Here is a 24115-nt window from a genome sequence, read left to right as displayed (position 1 = left end):
CCACCCCTATTCAGTTCAAAAGTAGCCATGCACGAACAATATCAGCCCCGTGAAATCGAAGCCGCCGCCCAGTCGTTCTGGGACGAGCAAAAGTCCTTTGAAGTCAGTGAACAGCCAGGCAAGGAGACGTTCTACTGCCTGTCGATGTTCCCTTACCCCAGCGGCAAGCTACACATGGGGCATGTGCGCAACTACACCATCGGCGACGTGATCTCCCGCTATCAGCGCATGCAAGGCAAAAACGTCCTGCAACCTATGGGCTGGGACGCCTTTGGCATGCCGGCGGAAAACGCCGCGATGAAAAACAACGTCGCGCCAGCCAAGTGGACCTACGAAAACATCGCCTACATGAAAACCCAGCTGCGAAGCCTGGGCCTGGCCGTCGACTGGTCACGCGAAGTCACCACCTGCAAACCTGATTACTACCGCTGGGAACAATGGCTGTTCACTCGCCTGTTCGAAAAAGGCGTGATCTACCGCAAGAACGGCACCGTCAACTGGGACCCGGTGGACCAGACCGTTCTGGCCAACGAACAAGTGATCGACGGTCGCGGCTGGCGTTCCGGTGCGCTGATCGAGAAGCGCGAAATCCCGATGTACTACTTCAAGATCACCGCCTACGCGGATGAGCTGCTGGAGAGTCTTGACGATTTGCCGGGCTGGCCCGAGCAAGTCAAAACCATGCAACGCAACTGGATTGGCAAATCCCGCGGCATGGAAGTGCAGTTCCCTTACGACCAGGCCTCCATTGGGGAAGCCGGCGTACTGAAAGTTTTCACCACCCGTCCGGACACCCTGATGGGCGCGACCTACGTCGCCGTGGCCGCCGAACACCATTTGGCTACCCTGGCCGCGCAGAACAATCCTGAGCTGCAAGCGTTCATCGCTGAATGCAAGGGCGGCAGCGTCGCCGAAGCCGACGTCGCCACTCAAGAGAAAAAAGGCCTGCGGACTTCGCTGTTCGTCGAGCACCCGCTGACCGGTGAGAAACTCCCGGTGTGGGTCGCCAACTACGTGCTGATGCACTACGGCGATGGCGCGGTAATGGCCGTCCCGGCGCACGACGAACGTGATTTCGAATTCGCCACCAAATACAACCTGCCGATCAAGTCTGTCGTGCGCACCAGCGCCGGCGACGAAACCCCGGCTCCGTGGCAGGACGCTTACAACGAACACGGCCAACTGATCAATTCCGGTGAATTCGACGGTCTGGACTTCGCCGGTGCTTTCGATGCGATCGAAGTCGCCCTGATCAAGAAAAATCTTGGCGCCTCCCGCACCCAGTTCCGTCTGCGCGACTGGGGCATAAGCCGTCAACGCTACTGGGGCTGCCCGATCCCGATTGTCCACTGCGACAGCTGTGGTGACGTGCCGGTACCGGAAGACCAACTGCCCGTCGTACTGCCTGAAGACGTCGTACCCGACGGCGCCGGTTCGCCATTGGCGCGCATGCCTGAGTTCTACGAATGCAGCTGCCCGAAATGCGGCCAGCCAGCCAAGCGTGAAACCGACACCATGGACACCTTCGTCGAGTCGTCGTGGTACTACGCCCGCTACGCCTCACCGCATTACGAAGGCGGCCTGGTCGACCCGGTTGCAGCCAACCACTGGCTGCCGGTCGATCAATACATCGGCGGTATCGAACACGCGATTCTTCACCTGCTTTACGCGCGCTTCTTCCACAAGCTTATGCGTGACGAAGGCCTGGTCAGCTCCAACGAGCCGTTCAAGAACCTGCTCACCCAAGGCATGGTGATCGCCGAGACTTACTACCGTCGCGAAGCCAACGGTAGCCTGACCTGGTTCAACCCGGCAGATGTCGAGCTGGAACGCGACAGCAAAGCCAAGATCATTGGCGCCAAGCTGATCAGCGACGGGCTGCCGGTGGAAATCGGCGGCACCGAGAAGATGGCCAAGTCGAAGAACAATGGCGTTGACCCGCAATCGATGATCGACCAGTACGGCGCCGACACCTGCCGCCTGTTCATGATGTTCGCTTCGCCACCAGACATGAGCCTGGAATGGTCCGATTCCGGCGTTGAAGGCTCCCATCGCTTCCTCAAGCGTGTCTGGCGTCTGGCTCAGGCCCATGTTGGCCAAGGCCTGCCTGGAGCGCTGGATCTTGGCATGCTGAACGACGAGCAAAAAGTCATTCGCCGTGCTATCCACCTGGCCATCAAACAAGCCAGCCAAGACGTCGGTCAGTACCACAAATTCAACACCGCCATCGCTCAGGTCATGACGCTGATGAACGTGCTGGAAAAAGCCCCTCAAGGCACCGATCAGGATCGCGCATTGCTGCACGAAGGCCTGGAAACCGTTGCCCTGCTGCTGGCGCCGATTACCCCACACATCAGCCATGAACTGTGGAACCAGCTGGGCCACATCGGCGCAGTCATCGACGCCAACTGGCCCGCGCTGGATGACAGCGCACTGGTGCAGGACAGCCTGCAACTGGTGATTCAGGTCAACGGCAAGCTGCGCGGTCATATCGAAATGCCAGCCAGCGCCAGCCGCGAAGAAGTCGAAGCCGCCGCTCGGACCAATGAAAACGTGCTGCGTTTCACTGAAGGTCTGACCATTCGTAAAGTGATCGTAGTGCCCGGCAAATTGGTCAATATTGTCGCTAGCTAATTGGATCATGCGCCAGGTCTCTGACCTGGCGCCGAACAAAACCTCCGGGGCCGCACAGTCGGCCCACATGGTTTCAAGGGGAGCATCAAGATGATCAAACGCAATCTGCTGGTTATGGGCCTCGCTGTACTGCTGAGCGCCTGCGGCTTCCAGCTGCGCGGTACCGGCACCACCGAGCTCGCTATCAAAGAGCTCGACTTGAGTGCCCGCAACGCCTATGGCGATACCGTAGTGCTGATGCGTCAGGTGCTGGAAAGCAGTGGCGTCAAAGTCTACACCGGCGCGCCTTACAAGCTGGTGCTCACCAATGAGCAGGAAAGCCAGCGTACCCTTAGTTACGTCGGTGGCAACAAATCGGCTGAGTATGAGCTGACCAACGTACTGAACTATGAAATCGTGGGCCACAACAGCCTTTCTCTGCTCGATGACAAACTTCAGGTGCAGAAGGTCTACATGCACGACGGCAACAACCTGACAGGTTCCGATCTGGAAGCAGAGCAGGCTCGCAAAGAAATGCGCCGTGACCTCGTGCAACGCATGATGCTGCGTTTGCAACAGCTGAGCCTGACACAGCTGGATCAACTGCAGCAAACCGCTGATGCCAGGGCCAAGGCTGAAGCCGACGCACTGGACGCAGCACAAAAGGCCGAAGCGAACACGCCTCGCCAATCGCCTTTGCAGCTACAGAACCAGTAAGCCTTACGGGGCGCTCAAGCGCCCCGTTCGCCTCTTCTTATGAAACTCGCCCCCGCCCAACTCGCCAAACACCTGCAAGGAAACCTTGCGCCGGTGTACATCATCAGTGGCGACGACCCGTTGCTGTGCCAGGAAGCCGCCGATGCCATCCGCTCTGCTGCCCGCCAGCAAGGCTTCGATGAGCGCCAGGTGTTCAGCGCCGACGCCAGCTTCGATTGGGGGACGCTGCTGCAAGCCGGTGCCAGCATGTCGTTGTTCGCCGAAAAGCGCTTACTGGAACTGCGCCTGCCCTCGGGCAAGCCCGGTGACAAAGGTGCTGCGGCGTTCATCGAATACTGCTCACGTCCTGCCGAAGATACCCTGCTGCTGATCAGCCTGCCCAAGCTCGACGGCAGCGCCCAGAAAACCAAGTGGGGCAAAGCACTGATCGAAGGTCAGCAGACCCAGTTCGTGCAAATCTGGCCGGTGGATGCCAATCAACTGCCCCAATGGATTCGTCAGCGCTTGTCTCAGTCTGGCCTTTCAGCCAGCCAGGACGCTGTCGAACTGATTGCGGCACGCGTGGAAGGCAACCTGCTGGCAGCGGCTCAGGAAATCGAAAAGCTCAAACTGATGGCCGAAGGTGGTCAGATCACGGTCGATACGGTGCAAGCCGCGGTCGCCGACAGTGCGCGTTTCGACGTTTTCGGGCTGGTAGATGCGATTCTCAACGGCGAAGCCGCCCACGCCCTGCGCATGCTCGTAGGCCTGCGTGGAGAGGGCGTCGAACCGCCGGTGATTCTCTGGGCGCTGGCCCGGGAGCTGCGTCTGCTGGCCAACCTGTCACTGCAATACAGCCAGGGCATACCGTTGGACAAAGCCTTCAGCCTAGCCCGCCCGCCGGTCTGGGACAAACGCAAACCGCTCATGAGCAAAGCCCTGCAACGCCACTCAGCCCAGCGCTGGGGACAACTGCTGCTCGATGCCCAGCGTATCGATGCACAGATCAAAGGCCAGGCAGCGGGTTCGCCGTGGAGCAGCCTTAGCCGCTTGTCGCTGTTGATGGCTGGGCAACGGTTGGCATTACCGGCGGAGTAAGCGGAAATTGTGGCGAATAGTCCTACACACTGCAGGGGCTGGACAGAATCCCTACCCTGCCCGATGATCTGCACCGCAAAACCCACCCACGAGCGAGACCTCATCATGAGCAAGAAGCCATCAACGCGTGGCCCCAACAAGGCCAAATCCATCATCGCCCAGCCACTGTTCCGCAGCCGTCAGGAACCAGCCGGCAAGGGCAAAGGCAGCTACCGCCGCGAAGCCTTCCAGTCTAAAAGCTGGGAGGCTTCTTTCATTCTGGTCGCCTGAAAGCAGAGAATCCGCTGACATGGTAAGGTCGGCACCTGATTCGTATTCTCTGGACCCGTGCATGCCCTTTTGTATTTCCCGTCGTAGGCACTTACGCCAACTGATCGCTGCCTCCAGCCTTATTCTGTTAGTCGCTTGCGCGGAAAAACCAACCGCCGCCGACGCCCAACCGCTCCAGACCATGCCCACCGTGCCCGCCCCGGCCGTTGTCCGCCCTGTGGTCCCGACCGGCGACAACCTGGACATCCAACCGACGCAGACTTTCGCCGAATGGCTGGCCGCCTTTCGCAAAGACGCACTGGCTGCGGGCATCAACCCAGAGCTTTTCGACCGTGTGTTTGCCAATGTCACACCGGACATGAGCGTGATTCGCGCCGACCGCAGCCAACCTGAGTTTACCCGGCCAGTATGGGAATACCTCGATGGAGCCCTGTCCGCCATGCGTGTACGCAAGGGCCAAGGGCTGCTCTACCAATATGCCGATATCCTGCAAAGCATCGAACAGCGCTATGGCGTTGATCGCCAGGCGCTGGTAGCGGTTTGGGGCATGGAAAGTAACTTCGGCAGTTTCCAGGGCGACAAATCGGTCATTCAGTCGCTGGCGACCCTGGCCTATGAAGGCCGGCGTCCGGACTTTGCCCACAGCCAATTGCTGGCCGCGCTGCAGATTCTCCAGCAAGGCGATATCGAGCCCGAGAAGATGCTCGGCTCCTGGGCCGGCGCCATGGGCCAGACCCAGTTCATTCCGACGACCTATAACACCCACGCGGTGGACTTCGATGGTGACGGTCGTCGCGATATCTGGGGCAGTCCCGCCGACGCGCTGGCCTCGACTGCACACTATCTGCAAAGCTCCGGCTGGCAGAAGGGTCAGCCTTGGGGCTTCGAGGTGCAACTGGCGGACGGTTTCGACTATGCACTGGCCGATGGCTCAATCCGCAAGACTGTTGCCGAGTGGCTGCAGCTAGGCCTCAAACTGCCCAACGGTGCGAGCGTACCGGCGGGTTCCGAACAACTCTCTGCGGCCCTGCTGCTGCCAGCCGGCTATCGCGGCCCAGCGTTCCTGGTCCTCGACAACTTCCGCGCCATTCTCAAGTACAACAACTCGTCGTCCTATGCCTTGGCTGTGAGCCTGTTGTCCGAACGCTTTAGTGGTACCGGCCAGATTAGTGGTGAATGGCCGAAAGATGACCTGCCCTTAAGCCGCTCCGAGCGGATTGAGCTGCAAAACCTGCTGAGCGCCAGCAACTACGACGCGGGTACTGCCGACGGTATTATCGGCGCCAATACTCGTAAGGCTATTCGCACCGCACAGCAATATTTTGGCTGGCCGGCGGATGGCTATCCGACGCATAAGCTGCTGGAGAGTTTGCGTAACCGCTGAGGCTATGATCGCTCCCACGCTCCCACGTGGGAGCGATCTGCTACTTGATCACCACATCCTGCTCCAGTACCAGCTCTTGAGCCTCTGCATCCAGCCTGACCATCGCCCCCATCGGCAGGGTCAGGTTCGGGTCACAGTGCCCGCTGCGCCAGCCGGCGAGCACCGGAATCTGTAGCGGCTCGAAGGTTTGCTTGAGCAACACCGCCAGCGCCGGCTCGTCCACCCCCGCAATATCCCCCACCAAGACCCCACAGAGCTTGCTCAGCTTGCCGGCCAGCCTTAGATGGGTCAGTAGCCGGTCGATGCGGTAAAGCGGCTCGTTGATGTCCTCAAAGAACAGAATGATACCGTCGGCATCGATCTCGTAAGGCGTGCCCAAGGTGCCGGCAATCAATGAGAGATTGCCTCCCAGCAAGCGGCCGTGCGCGATGCCCGGCACGATCGTAGTCAATGGATAAGCCTGCGGGTGGCTCAGCGCGCTCCCGGACTTTAACTCTCCTCTGAGCATGCTGAGCAACGAAGATTCTGTAGGCTGCTGTTTATCGCCCAGCAGATCGGCGTTGAGCATCGGACCATGGAAGGTCACAAAGCCTGCATAACGACTGATCGCCAGGTGCAACGCCGTGATATCGCTGTAACCCACCAAGGGCTTTGCGTTGCAGCGCAGCAGGTCGAAATCGATCCGGTCCAGCAAGCGCGGGCTTCCGTAACCACCACGCAGGCACAGGATCGCGTCAATGGTGCTGTCAGCAAACGCCGCGTGCAGGTCGTTCAGCCGAACGTCATCGCTTCCGGCAAGGTAGCCGTCTTTCTGTTCAACGCCGGGAAAGATACGCAGCGTGTAACCCCTGGCCTGCATCCATTGAGCAGCCTTCCCGGTGTCCAGCGCCGCCGGACCTGCTGGCGCGATCAAGCCGATCACTCCGTTGGATGGCAATGCGGGCACTGGCACGTGAGCGCAGGTCTTATCTGTTGATCGAATCGTCATCCATGGTTCTCCCTGCGTGAATTCTTCAACGCACAGTAGACACGAACGCTTGCAAATAGAAGGGGGGGCGAACAGTCACAGGACGTGAAGGAAAAGGTGCTGAGTTCAGTAGCGCGCTGTTTTGCACCGCTGAAAAACCAAACCGCCCGCAGGAATGAAGATTCCTGCGGGCGGGTCTGGATCAGGACATCAAGCTGGCTTTAACCAGTTTTGCCTGTTCGTCAGCGTGGTACGAAGAACGCACCAGCGGACCGGATGCAACGTTTTTGAAGCCCATTTTGTAGCCTTCTTCGGCGAACCAGGCGAACACGTCCGGGTGCACGAAGCGCTGTACCGGCAAGTGGCTACGCGACGGCTGCAGGTACTGGCCGAGGGTCAGCATATCGATGTCGTGTTCGCGCATGCGCTTCATGACTTCGATGACTTCTTCGTCCGTCTCGCCCAGGCCGAGCATCAGACCGGATTTGGTCGGAATATGCGGCATCATTTGCTTGAACTTCTGCAGCAAGGTCAGCGACCACTGGTAATCCGAACCCGGACGCGCAGCCTTGTACAGGCGCGGCACGGTTTCCAGGTTGTGGTTGAACACATCCGGCGGCTCGGCAGCAGTGATTTCCAGCGCCACGTCCATCCGGCCACGGTAGTCCGGGACCAGGGTTTCGAGCTGCACATTCGGTGACAGCTTGCGGATCTCGCGGATACAGTCGGCGAAGTGCTGGGCACCGCCGTCACGCAGGTCGTCACGGTCTACTGAGGTAATCACCACGTACTTGAGCTTCAGGTCCGCAATGGCGATGGCCAGACTTTCTGGTTCGTTGACGTCCAGTGGCTTCGGCCGGCCGTGGCCGACGTCGCAGAACGGGCAGCGACGGGTACAGATATCACCCATGATCATGAAGGTCGCGGTGCCGCCGGAGAAGCACTCACCCAGGTTCGGGCAGGAGGCCTCTTCGCAGACACTGTGCAGCTTGTGTTTGCGCAGCAGCGCCTTGATACGGTCGACTTCCGGCGAAACCGGGATGCGCACGCGAATCCAGTCTGGTTTTTTCGGCAGTTCGGTGGTCGGAATAATCTTCACCGGGATGCGCGCGACCTTTTCGGCTCCGCGCAATTTAACGCCGGCTTCAACTTTCGGACGGGCGACGCGCTCGGATACATCCAGCGTCGGGATCAGGGTTTGCACAGCGTCTTGCGCAGTAGTCATATCAATCGATTCCGCCCGTTAGGGTCGTCTGCTCAGCATAGTCGAGGTGCTTGACGAGCTGCGCGCGCAGCCGGGCACTTACCTCGGCAAATTCAATCGGTCCTGTGTGATCGCTCAGCTGGGTCATCGCCAGCCCCGCGTAGCCACAGGGATTAATACGTCGAAACGGCTCCAGATCCATCTCCACGTTCAGGGCCAGGCCGTGAAACGAACAACCGTGGCGGATCCGTAAACCCAGAGAAGCGATTTTCGCACCGTCGACATAGACACCCGGCGCATCGGCTTTAGCCACAGCCGTAACACCATAACTGGCCAACAACTCGATCAGGCACAGCTCCATCCGGCTGACCAGATCGCGCACGCCAAACCCCAGCTTGCGCACGTCCAGCAGCAGATAAGCCACCAACTGACCTGGGCCGTGATACGTCACTTGACCGCCGCGGTCCACTTGCACCACCGGAATATCTCCGGGAAGCAGCAAATGTTCGGCCTTGCCCGCCTGGCCTTGAGTGAAGACCGGCGGATGCTGGACCAGCCAGATCTCATCGGCAGCCTCAGTGCCACGCTCATTAGTGAAGCGCTGCATGGCCTGCCAAACCGGCTCGTAAGCCATCTGGCCGAGCTCGCGAAAGCCGAGTATTTGCGGCATCACAGCACCATGTGTACTTGACCGGTTGCACGCAACTCACTGTTGATGTCGTACAGCTGGTCCTGGCCAGTGGCGATGATATGCAACTGGATGGTGGTGTACTTGCCATTGGTGCTCTGGCGCTCCGCCAGAGTCGCGTGATCGACCTCGGCGTGTTTCTCGAGGATCGAGATAACCAGGGCACTGAAACCCGCGCCAGTGTCGCCGATCACTTTGATCGGATAGTCGGCGCAAGGAAATTCGATCTTTGGCGGCTTTACTTCAGTATCTGTCATGGCGAAACGGCCTCGTAAGCCGTGGCGACGGACATACCCCCCGCTCTATGTCAGAGCGAGAGGCACGCTGGACCACAATAATCAGTTGAACAAGCCGTAGAAGAATAGACGGATGCTATCCCACATGCGGCGGAAGATACCACCCTCGTCGACCGCATCCAGAGCGATCAGGTCGGCGCTGTGCACGACTTTGTCGTCCAGCTTCACTTCGACTTTACCAATCACGTCGCCCTTGGCGATCGGTGCGACCAGGTGCGGATTCATGCTCATGCTGGCCGCCAGTTTCTTCAGCTGGCCTTTTGGCAGGGTCATGGTCAGGTCTTCAGCCAGGCCGGCCTTGACTTGATTGGTGGTGCCTTTCCAGACAGGGGCCTGAGCCAGCTCGGTGCCCTTCTGGTAGAAGGTCTGGGTTTCGAAGAAGCGGAAACCGTAGGTCAGCAGTTTCTGGGTTTCAGCCGCACGAGCCGTTTCGCTGTTGGTGCCGAAGACCACGGCGATCAGGCGCTGGCCGTCACGCACTGCCGAAGACACCATGCAGTAGCCGGCTTCATCGGTGTGACCCGTTTTCAGACCATCAACGGTCTTGTCGCGCCACAGCAGCAGGTTACGGTTGGGTTGCTTGATGCCGTTCCAGAAGAACTCTTTCTGCGAGTAGATCGCATAGTGAGCCGGGTCTTCGTGGATGATCGCGCGGGCCAGCAGCGCCATGTCATGGGCCGACGAGTAGTGCTCCGGGTTCGGAAGACCGGTCGGGTTCATGAAGTGGCTGTTGGTCATGCCCAGATCGGCAACGGTTTTGTTCATCATGTCCGCGAACGCGTCTTCGCTACCGGCGATGTGCTCGGAGAGCGCAACACTGGCGTCGTTACCCGACTGAATGATGATGCCGTGCAGCAGGTCGCTGACAGTGACCTGAGTGCCAACCTTGATGAACATCCGCGAACCGCCGGTACGCCAGGCGTTCTCGCTGACGGTCACCGGATCGTTTTCACCGATCTGACCGCGACGAATTTCCAGGGTCGCGATGTAGGCTGTCATCAGTTTGGTCAGGCTAGCCGGTGGCAGGCGCTGGTCCCCATTGTTCTCGACCAGAACGTTACCGCTGCTGGCGTCCATGAGCACATAGGCCTTGGCAGCCAGTTGCGGTGGCGACGGCATCATCTCTGCCGCCCAGGCAGCAGGTGTGATGATCAGCGGGACAAGCAGGCACAGGCGTTTGGCAAAGGTGGTGATGTTCATCCGTCTCTCGAAATTGCTAATGGAAACTTGCCCTCACGGGCAAAACTAATCTGACAACCGGCCCCCGGTTGTCGCGTGTTCAGTTGCTGACTCTATGGCCCTTCACCGGGCTTTTGTTCTTTGACGAACCAACAACCGGAACCCGACCTCGCGAACGAGGTCAGGCCCTCAATCTGATGTCACTATTCTGCTGTTACTACGCTCGGCTGGCCCAGATTGGCCAATCGCACGCTATTTTGCACTTGCTGGATTTCACCCGGCGTGCCGATCGGACCCATCCGTACCCGATGTAGCGTCTGTTGATTGCGCACGATCGAGCTGATGAAGACCGGGGCCTGCACCATCCCGCTCAGCTTCGACCTCAGCAGTTCTGCAGCGTCCGGGTTGGCGAAGGCGCCCACCTGAAGATACTGGCCAGAGGCTTGTGCAGAAGCGTTTTTTTTTGCATCCATCTGTACAGGCACAACGGCCGCGGCGTGTTGCTGCGGCGGCGGCGTCCACTGCTCGACCTTGCCGGCCGAAGCCGTCAGCATGGGAGCAGCATTTTGCGCCACTTGCGGTTCGTTAAGCATCAACGGTGCCGGCCGGCCACGCTGGGCCCACCACTCTTGTGGGTCGATACCCTCGACCTTGACCCGCGCGGTGCCGATTTCGGCATAACCGAGTTTCTTGGCTGCAGCGTAGGACAAATCGATAATCCGGTCAGAGTAGAACGGCCCACGGTCGTTGACGCGCAGAATCACGCTCTTGTTGTTGTCCAGGTTAGTCACCCGGACATAACTCGGTAGCGGCAGGGTCTTGTGCGCGGCACTCATGCCGTACAGGTCATAGACTTCGCCGTTGGCCGTGTTCTGACCATGAAACTTGGTGCCATACCAGGATGCCGTGCCCGAAGCGACGTAGTTCTTCGACTCGCTCAACGGGAAGTAGTTTTTGCCCAATACCGTGTACGGGTTGGCCTTGTAGGGACCTTGGTGCAGGGTCGGGGTGGCGTCCGGGATCCGCGAGACGTCGACGTCCCACCACGGCGCACCGTCTTTGTGGGCGCGGTTGACATCCAGACCAGGCATTGCGCGAACGGCGGTCGATGATTTCTGTTGCGGCGCGCGGCTGGTCGAACAGCTGACCATCAGCAGCGACAGCGCGGCGAAAGCCATCAGCTTCAGGGGTTTACGAATCGGCATTGCCCGCATTACTTGACGCCCCGTGCTTGGACCAGCAAATCAGACAGTTGATGCACGGCCATGGCGTACATCACGCTGCGGTTATAGCGCGTGATCGCGTAAAAATTATTCAAACCCATCCAGTATTCTGGACCATTATCGCCGTCCAGGCGAAAAGCCGTGACCGGCATATCATCGCGCAGCGCATCATGACTCGACCAGCCCAGCGCCCGCAACTCCCCGACCGTTTTGACCGGCTCGATTCCCGGGGTCAACCCCTCATCGACCTGATCGCCACGCACCGTGGCCTGGCTGACCACCGGCTCGCCGGCCACCCAGCCGTGACGCTTGAAGTAGCTGGCGACACTGCCAATGGCGTCGTCCGGGTTGGTCCAGATATTGATGTGGCCGTCACCGTCGAAATCCACAGCATAGGCGCGAAAGCTGCTCGGCATGAACTGCGGCAAGCCCATGGCTCCGGCGTAAGAACCCTTGAGGGTCAGCGGATCGACCTGCTCTTCACGGGCCAGCAGCAGGAACTCACGCAGTTCCTTGCGGAAGAATTCGGCGCGCGGCGGGTAGTCGAAGCCCAGGGTCGACAGAGCATCGATCACCCGATAGTTGCCGGTGTTGCGGCCGAAGAAGGTTTCAATGCCGATGATCGACACGATGACTTGAGCCGGAACCCCATATTCCTGTTCGGCGCGGGCCAGAACGGCCTCGTGCTGACGCCAGAAATCCACACCGCGGGCGATGCGCGCGTCGGTGATGAACATCGGGCGGTATTCTTTCCATAGTTTGACCCGCTCGGCAGGCTTGGAAATCGCGTCGAGGATCGATTGTTTGCGCTCGGCTTCGCGGAACACGCCCATCAGCTGTTCCCCGGCGAAACCATAGTCGCGGGTCATTTCACCCACGAATTCGGCTACTTGCGGCGAGCCTTCATAATCACCGGCCAGTGCTTCCTGCGCCGCGCCAAGGATGCCTACCAGGCCGACCCACGGAGCGTATCGAGTAGCCCAGCCACGCATTACTTGCATTGAAATCTTCACCTTATTCAAACCTGAGCGATCCACTTACGATGGGTATGGATCGACATCAAAACCCCAAACGCTGACAGCAGCGTCACCAGCGAAGTTCCGCCATAGCTAATGAACGGCAAGGGCACCCCTACTACCGGCAACAGGCCACTGACCATACCGATGTTGACGAAAACGTAAACAAAAAACGTCATGGTCAGGCTGCCGGCGAGCAATTTGCCGAACAGCGTCTGCGCCTGGGCGGTAATCACCAATCCACGACCGATCAACAGCAGGTAAATCAGCAACAACGCGCAGATGCCCACCAGGCCGAATTCTTCGCCCAAGACCGCGATGATGAAGTCGGTGTGGCTTTCCGGCAAAAAGTCCAGATGGGACTGGGTACCAAGTAACCAGCCTTTGCCGAACACCCCGCCTGAGCCAATGGCGGCCTTGGACTGAATGATGTTCCAGCCGGTGCCGAGCGGGTCGCTCTCTGGATCGAGGAAGGTCAAAATCCGCTGCTTCTGGTAGTCATGCATGATGAAGAACCACATGGCGACCGCCACGGGAACGGCAGCGGCGATCACGCTGAGGATCCATCGCCAACGCAGGCCACCCATAAACAGCACGAATGCGCCGCCCGCGAGAATCAGCAACGAGGTGCCGAGGTCGGGCTGGCGCACGATCAGGATGAATGGAATCCCGATCAACATCAGACTGATCCCCACATGCTTGAGCTGCGGTGGCAAGGTGCGCTTGGCCAGGTACCATGCGATGGTCGCCGGCATGATGATCTTCATGAATTCCGAGGGCTGAAAGCGGATCACCCCGGGAATGTTAATCCAGCGCGTGGCGCCCATGGCGTTGTGCCCCATGACATCCACCACCACCAACAGCACCACGCCCAGCACATAGGCCAGTGGCACCCAGCGCGCCATGAAACGGGGTTCGAGCTGAGCGATGACGACCATCGACACCAGGCCGATACCAAACGAGGTGGCCTGTTTGATCAGCAGATCCCAGCTCTTGCCACTGGCCGAATACAACACGAACAGGCTACCCGCCGCGAGCGTCAGCAGCAGGATCAGCAATGGGCCATCGATGTGCATGCGCTGCAACAGTGTCGCGCGGCGACGCATCACATCCTCACTGGAGAGGATGCGATCAAAATTACTCTTCACGGGCCGTAGCCTCCGCGCTGATAGGGCTGGCGAACTCAGGCTTGAGTTGGCCGTTCTGGCCCAATAGCCAGGCATCCATCACCTGACGCACTACTGGTGCGGCGACGCCGGAGCCGGACTCGCCGTTCTCGACCATGACCGCCACTGTGATTTTCGGGTTATCGGCCGGAGCAAAACCAACGAACAAGGCGTGGTCACGGTGGCGCTCCTGAACCTTGGAACGGTCGTACTTCTCGCCCTGCTTGATCGCCACGACCTGGGCTGTACCGCTTTTGCCGGCAATCCGGTATGGCGAGCCGATGGCCGCCTTGCGCGCAGTGCCGCGGGCCCCGTGCATTACCTGCTGCATGCCGTGATTGACCTTCATCCAATCGGACGGATCGCGCAGGATGATATCCGCCATCGGGTTCGCATCGACCGGTTTCTCACCTTCGATGGTTTTCGCCAGATGCGGGCGATTCCACTTGCCCTTGTTGGCCACCAACGCTGTGGCCTGAGCCAATTGCAATGGCGTCGACTGCATGTAGCCCTGACCGATCCCCAAAATCAGCGTCTCGCCCGGGAACCAGGCCTGGCGACGAGTCGCCCGCTTCCATTCACGCGTCGGCATCAGCCCCGGCGACTCTTCGAACATGTCCAGCGAAACCTTCTGGCCGATGCCGAACTTGCCCAGGTACGCCGACAGCCGATCGATCCCCAGCTTATGCGCCAGGTCATAGAAGTAGGTGTCGTTGGACCGCATGATTGCCGTGTCCAGATCCACATAACCGTCGCCGGTACGGTTCCAGTTGCGGTATTTGTGATCATAGTTGGGCAGTTGGTAGTATCCGGGATCGAACACACGGCTCGAGGCAGTCACCACTCCGGAGTCCAGCCCGGCAATCGCCACGGCCGGTTTGATCGTCGAACCCGGAGGATACAGGCCACGCAAGACCCGGTTGAACAGAGGGCGATCGATGGAGTCACGCAACTCGGCATAAGCCTTGAAGCTGATGCCGGTGACGAACAGATTCGGATCGAAACTCGGCTGACTGACCATCGCCAGAACCTCGCCGGTGTTTGGGTCCAGTGCCACCACCGCGCCGCGTCGGCCACCCAGCGCAAGCTCGGCAGCTTCCTGCAATTTGATGTCCAGGCTCAGGACAATGTCCTTGCCGGGAACCGGATCAGTACGCTTGAGCACCCGCAGCACGCGGCCCCGAGCGTTGGTCTCGACTTCTTCGTAACCCACCTGACCATGCAACTCCGGCTCGTAGAAGCGCTCGATACCGGTTTTGCCGATTTGATGGGTGCCGCTGTAACCCACCGGATCCAGAGTCTTGAGCTCTTTCTCGTTGATCCGCCCCATGTACCCCACCGAGTGCGCGAAATGCGCGCCCTGCGGGTAGTGACGCACCAGTTGCGCGACTACTTCCACCCCTGGCAAGCGGAACTGGTTGACAGCGATCCGGGCAATTTGCTCTTCGGTCAGCTCGAACAGGATCGGCACCGGCTCGAACGGCCGCCGCCCCTGCCGCATGCGTTTTTCGAAGATCACCCGATCTTCCGGTGTCAGCTGCAAGACCTCGACGATCACGTCGAGCACTTGCTGCCAGTCCCCGGAACGTTCCCGGGTCATGCTCAGGCTGAAGCTGGGCCGGTTATCGGCCACCACCACGCCATTACGGTCGAAGATCAGCCCGCGAGTTGGCGGAATCGGCTGCACATGAACCCGGTTGTTCTCCGACAGCGTGGAGTGATACTCGTACTGGATCACCTGAAGAAAATACAGCCGTGCGATCAGCACCCCAATCAGGAACACCACCGCTATTGCACCGAACACGACCCGGCCACGCACCAGACGGGCGTCTTTCTCGTGGTCCTTGATGCGGATCGGTTGGGACATTTAGGGCGCGATGCTATTTGTGATAAGGGTGCCCGGACAGAACTGTCCAGGCGCGATACAGCTGTTCACCGATCAGAATCCGCACCAGCGGATGCGGCAATGTCAGGGGCGACAGCGACCAGCGCTGATCGGCCCGCGCGCACACTTCCGGCGCCAGCCCCTCGGGGCCGCCGACCATAAAATTCACCGTGCGCGAATCCAGCCGCCAGCGATCCAGTTCGACCGCCAGTTGCTCGGTGCTCCAGGGCTTACCGTGCACTTCGAGCGTGACAATCCGATCAGCAGGGCCAACCTTGGCCAGCATGGCTTCGCCTTCCTGACGGATGAAGCGTGCCACGTCAGCGTTCTTGCCACGGGTGTTGAGCGGTATTTCCACCAGTTCCAGCGCCAACTCGGATGGCAGACGCTTGGCATATTCATGCCAGCCTTCTTCCACCCACTTGGGCATGCGAGAACCGACGGCGATCAGACGCAGTCGCACAGCGGTCCCTTATTCCTGGTCGCGGTTGAGCTTGATGAAGTGCTCGTGGGAGTTTTCCGGGCTGTGGTGAGCAGCGTTCAGAGCACGGCTCTGTTCAGCGCCAGACCACAGACGCTCCAGGTCGTAGAACTGACGGGCGGAGGCGGTCATCATGTGAACGATGACATCATCCATGTCCAGCAGCACCCAGTCGCTGTCGCCCTTGCCTTCTTCACCCAGCGGCTTGACGCCCTGAGCCTTGACCGCCTCGCGGACCTTATCCAGCATCGCGCCGATCTGGCGGTTGGAAGTACCTGTAGCGATGATCATGAAGTCAGTGATGCTCTGCTTTTCACGAACGTCGATCACCTGAATGTCCTGGGCCTTGACGTCTTCCAGGGCTGCTACGGCGACCTTGACCAGCTCTTCGCCGAGGAGTGCCTGGGCGGGTGCTGCCGCTTCCGGCAGCGGGACGCTCTTGAACGTGCCCTTGCGCTTTACTTTAGTTACGTCTTTGTCAGTCATATAAAACTCGTTTTGCTCGTATGTTCGGGCGTTTCGATACACGTGATCACGTGCCTTGAAGCGCACCCTTATTTTCAGTTCGACGCACGGTACAGCCCGTGCGCATCGATGTAGGCCAGGACCGCGTCAGGCACCAGGAAACGTACCGACTTACCGCTGGCCAGCAGTTGACGGATCTGGGTGGCGGATACCGCGAGCGGCGTCTGCCAGACGAATGCAATGTGTCCGCTCGGCCCCTTGAGGGCCAGCGGGTCGCTCACCGAGCGCGCTGCCAGCAGGTTGCGCAAGGCATCCGGCGGTTCGCTGTCGGCATCCGGGCGTTGCAGCACCAGGATGTGGCAATGCTGGAGCAACTCTTCCCAACGGTGCCAAGTGGGCAGGCCGCAAAATGCGTCCCAGCCCAAAAGTAGAAATAACTGGTCATCAGCGGCCAACTCGGCCCGCATGTGTTCCAGGGTGTCGATCGTGTAGGACGGCTTGTCCCGTTGCAGCTCGCGGGCGTCCACCACCAACGGCGCAACGCCCGCCACCGCACATTCGACCATCGCCAGACGGTCGACGGCCGAAACCTGCGGCGTATCCCGATGCGGTGGTCTGGCACTGGGTGTCAGACGCAGCTCATCGAGTGCCAGCGATTCGGCCACTTCCAGCGCACTGCGCAAATGGCCGATGTGCACCGGATCGAAGGTTCCGCCCAGCACGCCAATGCGTCGAGACAGAGGTTCGCTTGGGGTCACGGCAACTGACTGGCGTTTATCGGCCAAGTCAGACCGACTCCTGACCGCGCAACTGGCCATCACCGACCACGATGTACTTCTCGCAGGTCAAACCCTCGAGACCCACTGGGCCGCGGGCGTGCAGCTTATCAGTAGAAATGCCAATCTCGGCACCCAATCCGTACTCGAAGCCATCGGCGAAGCAGGTCGGGGTGTTGATCATCACGGAACTGGAGTCGACCTCAGCAACGAAACGCCGGGCTTGGCCCTGATGTTCGGTGACGATCGAATCGGTGTGATGAGAGCCGTAATGGTTGATATGTTCGATGGCCTCGTCCAGCCCGTCGACCACACGGATCGACAGGATCGGCGCCAGGTATTCGGTGTTCCAGTCCTCTTCGGTGGCCGCAACGGCGTCGATGATCGCGCGTGTGCGCTCGCATCCCCGCAACTCGACACCCTTGGCGCGAAACTGCTCGGCCATGGCCGGCAGGAAGTCGGCGGCGACTGCCTGGTCAACCAGCAAGGTTTCCATGGCTCCGCAAATGCCGTAACGGTAAGTCTTGGCGTTGAATGCAATGCGCTGGGCTTTCGACAGCTCGGCGTAGGCACTGACATAAATGTGGCAGATGCCGTCCAGGTGCTTGATCACTGGCACACGGGCGTCACGGCTGACGCGCTCGATCAGGCCTTTACCGCCACGGGGCACGATCACGTCCACGTATTCGGGCATGGTAATCAGCGCGCCAACAGCGGCACGGTCAGTCACTTCGACCACTTGCACCACGGCAGCCGGCAAACCGGCTTCGGCCAGGCCCTGCTGAATACAGGTGGCAATGGCGCGGTTGGAATGAATAGCCTCAGAGCCGCCACGCAGGATGGTCGCGTTGCCCGACTTCAGACACAGGCTCGCGGCGTCGATGGTCACGTTCGGACGCGACTCATAGATGATTCCCACAACGCCCAACGGCACGCGCATCTTGCCGACTTGAATCCCCGACGGCCGATAGCTCATGTCGCGGATCGCACCAATCGGGTCCGGCAGGCTGGCCACCTGGCGCAAACCGACAATCATGCTGTCGATCCGTGCGGGGGTCAGTGCCAGACGCTCGAGCATGGCCGGCTCAAGGCCATTGGCCCGACCAGCGGCCAGGTCCAGTTCATTGGCGGCGGTCAACTCGGCGCGAGCGGCATCCAAAGCAGCGGCAGCAGCGTGCAGCGCGCGGTTTTTCTGCGCGGTACTGGCACGGCCGATCACGCGGGAGGCTTCGCGGGCAGCGCGACCCAAGCGGGTCATGTAGTCAAGAACGGACTCAGTCATGGTCTGTTGTGGTCTTGGCAAAGAGGAAAGCGGCAGATTATAGCTGTCGCGCTCTCCTACTAACAGCGGTGACGGGCGGATGGTCGAAATGGGGCGCAAATACCCAGTGTTCAGCCTCGATTAAGGCTCAAGTTGTTATCATTCGGTCACATTTAGCCGAATTGCACTTGGTCATCATGTCCAACCTGACCACCGATAACCTACCCAATGCCCTGCCCGACCGCTTTTTTAACCGAGACGCTCAGATGCTTGCCCGCGATTTACTGGGCAAAATCATCCGCCATCGCGTCGGTGATTTGTGGCTTTCGGCGCGAATTATCGAGACCGAAGCCTATTACTGTGCCGAGAAAGGCAGCCATGCCTCCCTCGGTTACACAGAGAAACGTAAAGCTTTGTTTCTGGATGGCGGCCACATCTATATGTACTACGCCCGTGGCGGCGACTCGCTGAACTTCAGCGCCCAGGGGCCAGGCAATGCTGTTCTGATCAAATCGGCCTATCCGTGGGTCGACGAATGGTCTGGACCCGCCAGCCTGGCGCAAATGCTGTTGAACAATCCCGACGCCAATGGCCGACCGCGCCCCTCGCAGAAGCTCTGCGCCGGCCAGACCTTGCTCTGCAAGGCACTGGGTCTGAAAGTGCCGACCTGGGACGCCAAACGCTTCGATCACGAGCTGCTGTTTGTCGAAGATGTCGGCACGCCACCGATGCACGTCATTCAAACCACTCGCCTGGGCATCCCGCACGGGCGCGACGAACACTTGATGTACCGCTTCGTCGATGCCGCCTATGCACCTTATTGCACCCAGAACCCGCTGCGGCGTGGCCAGGTCGAAGGGCGCGACTACTTTCTGCTGTCCTGAGATGTGCTCGGACTTGATGCAAAAGCAGTCTCATGTGGGATCTGTAGTGTTGTGAAGATTGCGTACATCCCTTAAGGCCGATTAAAAATTCTGATGGAGTTGTTTTTATGGGCCTATGGCTCGATAGCCTGACCGTCTGGTTGACGGCAAACCCGCAATGGTTGGCTGCAGCGGTATTCATCGTGGCCTGCGGCGAGTGCCTGGCGATTGTCGGACTGATTGTGCCGGGCACGGTGTTGTTGTTCGCTATCACCGTAATGGCCGGGAGCGGCGCCCTGCCCTTGGGCGAAGCCCTCTTAATGGGTTTTCTCGGCGGATTGCTCGGCGATGCAGTGTCATATCTGCTCGGCAGACGCTTCCACCAGAATATCCGGCGCTTGCCGGGGCTGCGTCATCACCCGGAATGGATCGGCGGCGCCGAGGCGTATTTCCAGCGTTATGGCATTGCCAGCCTTCTGGTCGGACGTTTTATTGGTCCGTTGCGGCCAATGTTGCCGATGGTGGCCGGAATGTTCGACATGCCGTTTCCGCGCTTTATCGCCGTCAGTGTACTGGCAGCGGCAGGCTGGTCGGTCGCCTACATACTGCCGGGCTGGGCCACGGGCGCAGCCATCCGCTTACCGTTGCCCGAGGGCTTCTGGCCACAAGCCGGAATCGTCGTGGGCAGCATCGTCGTGATGTTGGGCCTGAGCATCACCAGCAGCCTGCGCCGTCACCGCAAAGCCACGGTGCTGATAGCAGGCCTGAGCCTGGTGATTCTGGCAGGACTGTTTATCGGCTACCCCTACCTGACCCAGTTCGATCAAGGCTTGATGACACTGGTCCAGGAACACCGCAGCCCGCCGATGGATGAGCTGATGGTGGCCCTGACGCAGCTCGGCGAATTTCGCACGATGCTGCTGTTCAGCGCTCTGCTGACGATCCTGCTGCTGGCCGTCCGGCAATGGCGCCAAGCGATCTTCGCTGGCGGCACCCTGCTCTGCACCGCGCTGGGCAATACCGGGACCAAATGGTTTTTTGCCCGCGTGCGCCCGGAAGTACTGACCGACCCACTGACCAGCTACAGCATGCCCAGCGGCCACAGCTCTGGTTCGTTCGCACTGTTCCTGACCCTGGCGGTGCTCGCCGGTCGCGGCCAACCGCCACGGATGCGCCTGACCTGGCTATTGGTGGGCGGTTTACCAGCGGCGGCGATCGCAGTGTCACGGGTATATCTCGGGGCGCATTGGCCGACCGATGTGCTGGCAGGCGCCATGCTCGCCGCCTGCGTTTGCGCGGCCAGCCTGAACCTGAGCCAACGCCAGGCGCCCTTGAACGCGATGCCGACCAAGGTCTGGTGGCTGGTGCTGCCAGCGCTGGTGGCGTTGTTTGGGTTCTTCGCGCTGTCGCATTTGTCTAATGCCATGGCGCGGTATGCGCATTGAATAGAGATTTCCAGCCCCCCAGATTTACATGAGCTGTGAGGCCGTCTTCGCGGGCAAGCCTCAAAGCCTGTCAGTTAACGCAATTCTTCAGTCTGGTGACATTTGTGGCGAGGGAGCTTGCTCCCTCGCCACAGAGTCCGCGTTCGACTTTCAGTTTCTTAACTGACTGGCTGCCCTTGCGAGACAACTCTCTTTCCTTTGAAGGACGTTTCCTAGAAAATCCTTTCGGCTTGTGCCCACCCCATCTCGTGGCTAGTCTTCGGCCGTCGCTGCAAAAGCAGTGATCGGGTTTAGTCGCCCGGTATAGATTGGCGCACAGGTAATCCCTGAGTCAGGCGTTTCTTCGCCTGCACTTTATGGTGGCTGTGCGCAGGGCGCCTTCGGGTGCGCCGGTTTCCCAATCGACCGGTCGACTAACCTGTGCGCAGCTGCCACCCGTTCGTTTAGTCGCGATACCTGGCAGCTCCAACTTTCTGATTGGAGATCCGCCACATGGACAAAATAACCCCCGACCCACCCATTCCACCCGTCACCCCGTCAATGGACAACGCCTTCACCCGCGACCTGCTCAAGGATCGCGCTGCGCTGTACCGCGCTCTGGATTACTACTTGCCCGATGCCAACCCCGCCGCGCCCGACGAACAGCGGTTTTACAACGTCAGCAAAGATGTGAGTTTCGAAGACTCGATGTTCTACACCGCCGACCTGCTGCGCTGTGCATCGGTCACGGCTTACGAATGCGGTGAACACCTGAAGGGCACCGAGCGCGCCATGGTCTTCGCCGTGTGGCATCTACTCGAAATCGCCAAAGCCATGGTCGACCAGTCCATCGAACACCTGGGTCCACGCACTCGCTGAAACAACGCGCCAGCATCACTGAAACGTGCTGGCGCACTTCAAGCAAGCCTTCCATCCCGCCTTGCGGACTTATAAAGCCTTCTATACTGTTGCTTAACAGCTTTAAAGATCATCTTGGCGATTCTTAATGACACATTTTTTCCCGATAGACTGCTCTGAAAGCCTCATGAAAATTGGCCTTCTGGCTAAAAAACGACGCCAAGAACGTGGCTTAAGGCAAAAGGACCTCGCCAAGTTGGTGGGTGTGTCTGCGGGCACTATTGGAAAAATCGAGGCGGGCGACCCGGTCGTTGAACTTCGCACGTTCATGCTGGTGCTATGGCACCTGGGTCTTCTCTCGGAAATTTTTAATGAGACGCCGATCAGTAAGGCTCCTCCTGAGCTCCCAAGCCAGCGTGTGCGCATCAAACGCATGACCGAAGAGAATTTCTGATGAGTACGGCAGCGGCCTACATCTACATGGAACACGCCCTCTCGGGCGAGACGGTCACCTTGGGACGCCTCAGTATGGCCCGCGACGGAGGTTGCGACTTCGCGTACTCCCCTGCGTACATCGGGCAAAACCAATGGGTGCCCGATCCTATTCGCTATCCGCCGAGTGATCGGGTCTTTCGCGTGGTGACGAACCAAGGCGTCCCAGGCTTCATACGAGACTGCATGCCTGATTCATGGGGCGAGACATTCCTCAAATCACTGCACGGCCAGACCATGACGGCTGTAGAAATGCTGATCAGATCCCCAAACAATGATCGCTCCGGCAACCTGATGGCCGGACTGGTACGAGTTCCCCCGCAAGGTATCGGAGGAGAACAAATTCCTACTCTCATTGGCCTGAGTGAGTTCATCGATACGGCTGACATCATTCAGAGCCACCAGTTGATCGATCTCGACAAACAAAAAATCCGGCTTATACGCCAGCGATCGTCCCTTGGCGGCGCCCGCCCCAAAAGGACACTGCGCGATGGCAGTATGCTTGTGCTGGCCAAAGCCCGAGACCGCTTCGACACGGTCGACATACCTGCAATTGAGCATGCCTGCATGACGTTCGCGGCCTTAAAAGGCATCCGCACCGCAAGAACACGATTGATCACCGACCAACGCTCAACATTACTCGTGGATCGCTTTGACCGCGTGGAAGTGGACGGTCGCATACGCCGGGTACCGATGCTCAGTGCGCTGACACTGCTGGATGCCGACTGGAACTCAACTGACCACAGTCGTTGGCGCTATGCAGGTGTTGCAGACGAAATGCGCAGGCGCGGAGTGCCTCAGCAGGACCTGGAAGAGTTTTTCGTGCAAATGCGCTTCCACGTTTTGGTCGGAAATGACGATGCACACGCCAAGAACCTGGCCATTATCTGGCAGGAAGGGACCTGGCGCCTTTCACCCATGTATGACGTGGTGCCGTCTCCGGTTGAATCACCCACCACAATGGCAATGGCTCTCGGTCGTGAGGGCACGCGGATCAGCCGACAAAACATGCTCAGCCACCATGAACACTTCGGGCTTGATATTGAGGCCGCCGAGGCAATTCTTGATCGGGTAATGGGGTGGGAGGCCGAACTGCGGGAGCACTACAGCGCCCAACTCGCCGGCGCGGACTATGAAGCTGCCATTGGGGCGATCAGCAGCGCCAGGGTGATATAGCGGTGATCCACAGCCACACGATGCGTGGCTTTCGGTAAATCTCAGGTAAACAACTCCCCCTGCAACTCATCAAGCAACGCCTGAATCGCATCCAGGCGTTGTTGCGGATCGTCGAGTTGCAGCAGGTCGATCTTGTCCAGCTCGGAAAACGGCAGCAGATAAGCCAGCTGATTAGCCAGTGATTGCTGGCCCGTTGCCTCGGTGCCCATGTTCAAGGCTTCGACCATCGGGTGCTCGGCCAGGGCCTTGAGCAGGGCGACCAGGTCGGCGTCTTCATCCTGCAAGGGTTGCTCGGGCACCTCGTCCAGCCACTCGACGTCGGCCACCATCAATTGATCTCGCTGCACTTCGGTGCGCAGCACGTGAAACCTACGCCCACCCTCGACGCGAATCCCCAGCAGGCCGTTGTCCTGCTGTTTGAAATCACGGATCAACGCCTCGCAGCCCACCAGGGCATACCCCTCAGGTGCGACACCGACTTCCTCGCCCTCGAGAATGCACACCACACCAAAGCCGCTGCTTTGCTTCATGCAGCGGCTGATCATGTCTAGGTAACGCGCCTCGAAAATCTGCAGGTCGAGGGTGCAACCGGGGAACAACACCGTGTTCAGAGGGAATAGCGCCAGGCTCATAA

At 59.5% G+C, this 24115-nt stretch carries 24 protein-coding genes; 10 read left to right on the top strand and 14 right to left on the bottom strand.

Going from position 1 to position 24115, the window contains the following annotated elements:
• Positions 1–27: 27 nt before the first annotated feature.
• The 5 genes from leuS (at position 28) to ACN1C3_RS15480 (ending at position 6061) form a co-directional block, all read left to right on the top strand.
• Entirely contained in the window at positions 28–2634 is a 2607-nt protein-coding gene (gene leuS, locus ACN1C3_RS15500; protein WP_419116657.1) for a leucine--tRNA ligase, read from the top strand.
• A gap of 90 nt (positions 2635–2724) precedes the next feature.
• Complete coding sequence (gene lptE, locus ACN1C3_RS15495) at positions 2725–3330, top strand: LPS assembly lipoprotein LptE (protein ID WP_419116656.1); 606 nt, start codon at positions 2725–2727, stop codon at positions 3328–3330.
• 39 nt (positions 3331–3369) lie between these two features.
• Complete coding sequence (gene holA / locus ACN1C3_RS15490) at positions 3370–4407, top strand: DNA polymerase III subunit delta (protein ID WP_419116655.1); 1038 nt, start codon at positions 3370–3372, stop codon at positions 4405–4407.
• 105 nt (positions 4408–4512) lie between these two features.
• On the top strand, positions 4513–4677 hold the full coding sequence (arfA, locus tag ACN1C3_RS15485; protein ID WP_419116654.1) for an alternative ribosome rescue factor ArfA: 165 nt from the start codon (positions 4513–4515) through the stop codon (positions 4675–4677).
• 61 nt (positions 4678–4738) lie between these two features.
• Complete coding sequence (locus ACN1C3_RS15480; protein ID WP_419116653.1) at positions 4739–6061, top strand: lytic murein transglycosylase; 1323 nt, start codon at positions 4739–4741, stop codon at positions 6059–6061.
• A gap of 40 nt (positions 6062–6101) precedes the next feature.
• On the opposite strand, the gene ACN1C3_RS15475 is transcribed toward ACN1C3_RS15480, so the two are convergent.
• The 13 genes from ACN1C3_RS15475 to ACN1C3_RS15415 form a co-directional block, all read right to left on the bottom strand.
• Entirely contained in the window at positions 6102–7049 is a 948-nt protein-coding gene (locus ACN1C3_RS15475) for a S66 peptidase family protein (RefSeq protein ID WP_419116652.1), read from the bottom strand.
• Positions 7050–7230: 181 nt separating this feature from the next.
• Positions 7231–8253 carry a lipoyl synthase gene (gene lipA / locus ACN1C3_RS15470; protein WP_419116651.1) on the bottom strand — a complete coding sequence of 341 codons (1023 nt, stop codon included), beginning with the start codon at positions 8251–8253 and terminating at the stop codon, positions 7231–7233.
• 1 nt (position 8254) lies between these two features.
• Positions 8255–8902: a lipoyl(octanoyl) transferase LipB gene (gene lipB / locus ACN1C3_RS15465; RefSeq protein WP_419116650.1), complete on the bottom strand. Its 648-nt coding sequence runs from the start codon at positions 8900–8902 to the stop codon at positions 8255–8257.
• On the bottom strand, positions 8902–9177 hold the full coding sequence (locus ACN1C3_RS15460; RefSeq protein WP_419116649.1) for a DUF493 domain-containing protein: 276 nt from the start codon (positions 9175–9177) through the stop codon (positions 8902–8904). The genes lipB and ACN1C3_RS15460 overlap by 1 nt, the downstream gene beginning before the upstream one ends.
• Before the next feature lie 81 nt (positions 9178–9258).
• Positions 9259–10416: a D-alanyl-D-alanine carboxypeptidase family protein gene (locus ACN1C3_RS15455; protein ID WP_419116648.1), complete on the bottom strand. Its 1158-nt coding sequence runs from the start codon at positions 10414–10416 to the stop codon at positions 9259–9261.
• Positions 10417–10598: 182 nt separating this feature from the next.
• Complete coding sequence (locus ACN1C3_RS15450; protein WP_419116647.1) at positions 10599–11609, bottom strand: septal ring lytic transglycosylase RlpA family protein; 1011 nt, start codon at positions 11607–11609, stop codon at positions 10599–10601.
• The gene (gene mltB, locus ACN1C3_RS15445; protein WP_419116646.1) at positions 11609–12619 is read right to left on the bottom strand and encodes a lytic murein transglycosylase B; all 1011 of its coding nucleotides are present in this window, start codon (positions 12617–12619) and stop codon (positions 11609–11611) included. Before mltB ends, ACN1C3_RS15450 begins: the two co-directional genes overlap by 1 nt.
• A gap of 17 nt (positions 12620–12636) precedes the next feature.
• The gene (gene rodA / locus ACN1C3_RS15440) at positions 12637–13740 is read right to left on the bottom strand and encodes a rod shape-determining protein RodA (RefSeq protein ID WP_419116759.1); all 1104 of its coding nucleotides are present in this window, start codon (positions 13738–13740) and stop codon (positions 12637–12639) included.
• A gap of 31 nt (positions 13741–13771) precedes the next feature.
• Positions 13772–15667 (bottom strand): penicillin-binding protein 2, encoded by a 1896-nt coding sequence (mrdA, locus tag ACN1C3_RS15435; protein ID WP_419116645.1) that lies wholly within the window; start codon positions 15665–15667, stop codon positions 13772–13774.
• Positions 15668–15680: 13 nt separating this feature from the next.
• On the bottom strand, positions 15681–16148 hold the full coding sequence (rlmH, locus tag ACN1C3_RS15430; RefSeq protein WP_419116644.1) for a 23S rRNA (pseudouridine(1915)-N(3))-methyltransferase RlmH: 468 nt from the start codon (positions 16146–16148) through the stop codon (positions 15681–15683).
• Between the two features lie 9 nt (positions 16149–16157).
• Positions 16158–16652 carry a ribosome silencing factor gene (gene rsfS / locus ACN1C3_RS15425; protein ID WP_419116643.1) on the bottom strand — a complete coding sequence of 165 codons (495 nt, stop codon included), beginning with the start codon at positions 16650–16652 and terminating at the stop codon, positions 16158–16160.
• A gap of 74 nt (positions 16653–16726) precedes the next feature.
• Positions 16727–17371: a nicotinate-nucleotide adenylyltransferase gene (gene nadD / locus ACN1C3_RS15420; protein ID WP_419116758.1), complete on the bottom strand. Its 645-nt coding sequence runs from the start codon at positions 17369–17371 to the stop codon at positions 16727–16729.
• 46 nt (positions 17372–17417) lie between these two features.
• Positions 17418–18689: a glutamate-5-semialdehyde dehydrogenase gene (locus tag ACN1C3_RS15415; RefSeq protein WP_419116642.1), complete on the bottom strand. Its 1272-nt coding sequence runs from the start codon at positions 18687–18689 to the stop codon at positions 17418–17420.
• Positions 18690–18865: 176 nt separating this feature from the next.
• On the opposite strand from ACN1C3_RS15415, the gene ACN1C3_RS15410 reads away from it, so the two are divergent.
• From ACN1C3_RS15410 to ACN1C3_RS15390, 5 genes are all read left to right on the top strand, one after another.
• Positions 18866–19552: a DNA-3-methyladenine glycosylase gene (locus ACN1C3_RS15410; RefSeq protein WP_419116641.1), complete on the top strand. Its 687-nt coding sequence runs from the start codon at positions 18866–18868 to the stop codon at positions 19550–19552.
• A gap of 107 nt (positions 19553–19659) precedes the next feature.
• Positions 19660–20976 (top strand): bifunctional DedA family/phosphatase PAP2 family protein, encoded by a 1317-nt coding sequence (locus tag ACN1C3_RS15405; RefSeq protein ID WP_419116640.1) that lies wholly within the window; start codon positions 19660–19662, stop codon positions 20974–20976.
• Between the two features lie 492 nt (positions 20977–21468).
• Positions 21469–21834: a DUF6124 family protein gene (locus ACN1C3_RS15400; RefSeq protein WP_419116639.1), complete on the top strand. Its 366-nt coding sequence runs from the start codon at positions 21469–21471 to the stop codon at positions 21832–21834.
• Positions 21835–22000: 166 nt separating this feature from the next.
• Entirely contained in the window at positions 22001–22267 is a 267-nt protein-coding gene (locus tag ACN1C3_RS15395) for a helix-turn-helix domain-containing protein (protein ID WP_419116638.1), read from the top strand.
• Entirely contained in the window at positions 22267–23481 is a 1215-nt protein-coding gene (locus ACN1C3_RS15390) for a type II toxin-antitoxin system HipA family toxin (RefSeq protein WP_419116637.1), read from the top strand. The genes ACN1C3_RS15395 and ACN1C3_RS15390 overlap by 1 nt, the downstream gene beginning before the upstream one ends.
• Positions 23482–23522: 41 nt before the next feature.
• On the opposite strand, the gene ACN1C3_RS15385 is transcribed toward ACN1C3_RS15390, so the two are convergent.
• Entirely contained in the window at positions 23523–24113 is a 591-nt protein-coding gene (locus tag ACN1C3_RS15385) for an LON peptidase substrate-binding domain-containing protein (protein ID WP_419116636.1), read from the bottom strand.
• Positions 24114–24115 lie beyond the last annotated feature (2 nt).

Source organism: Pseudomonas sp. H11T01 (genome assembly GCF_048515765.1).
Lineage (GTDB): Bacteria > Pseudomonadota > Gammaproteobacteria > Pseudomonadales > Pseudomonadaceae > Aquipseudomonas.
The sequence above is the reverse complement of the archived record's forward strand: the minus strand, read 5'-3'. Positions and strand labels throughout refer to the sequence as shown.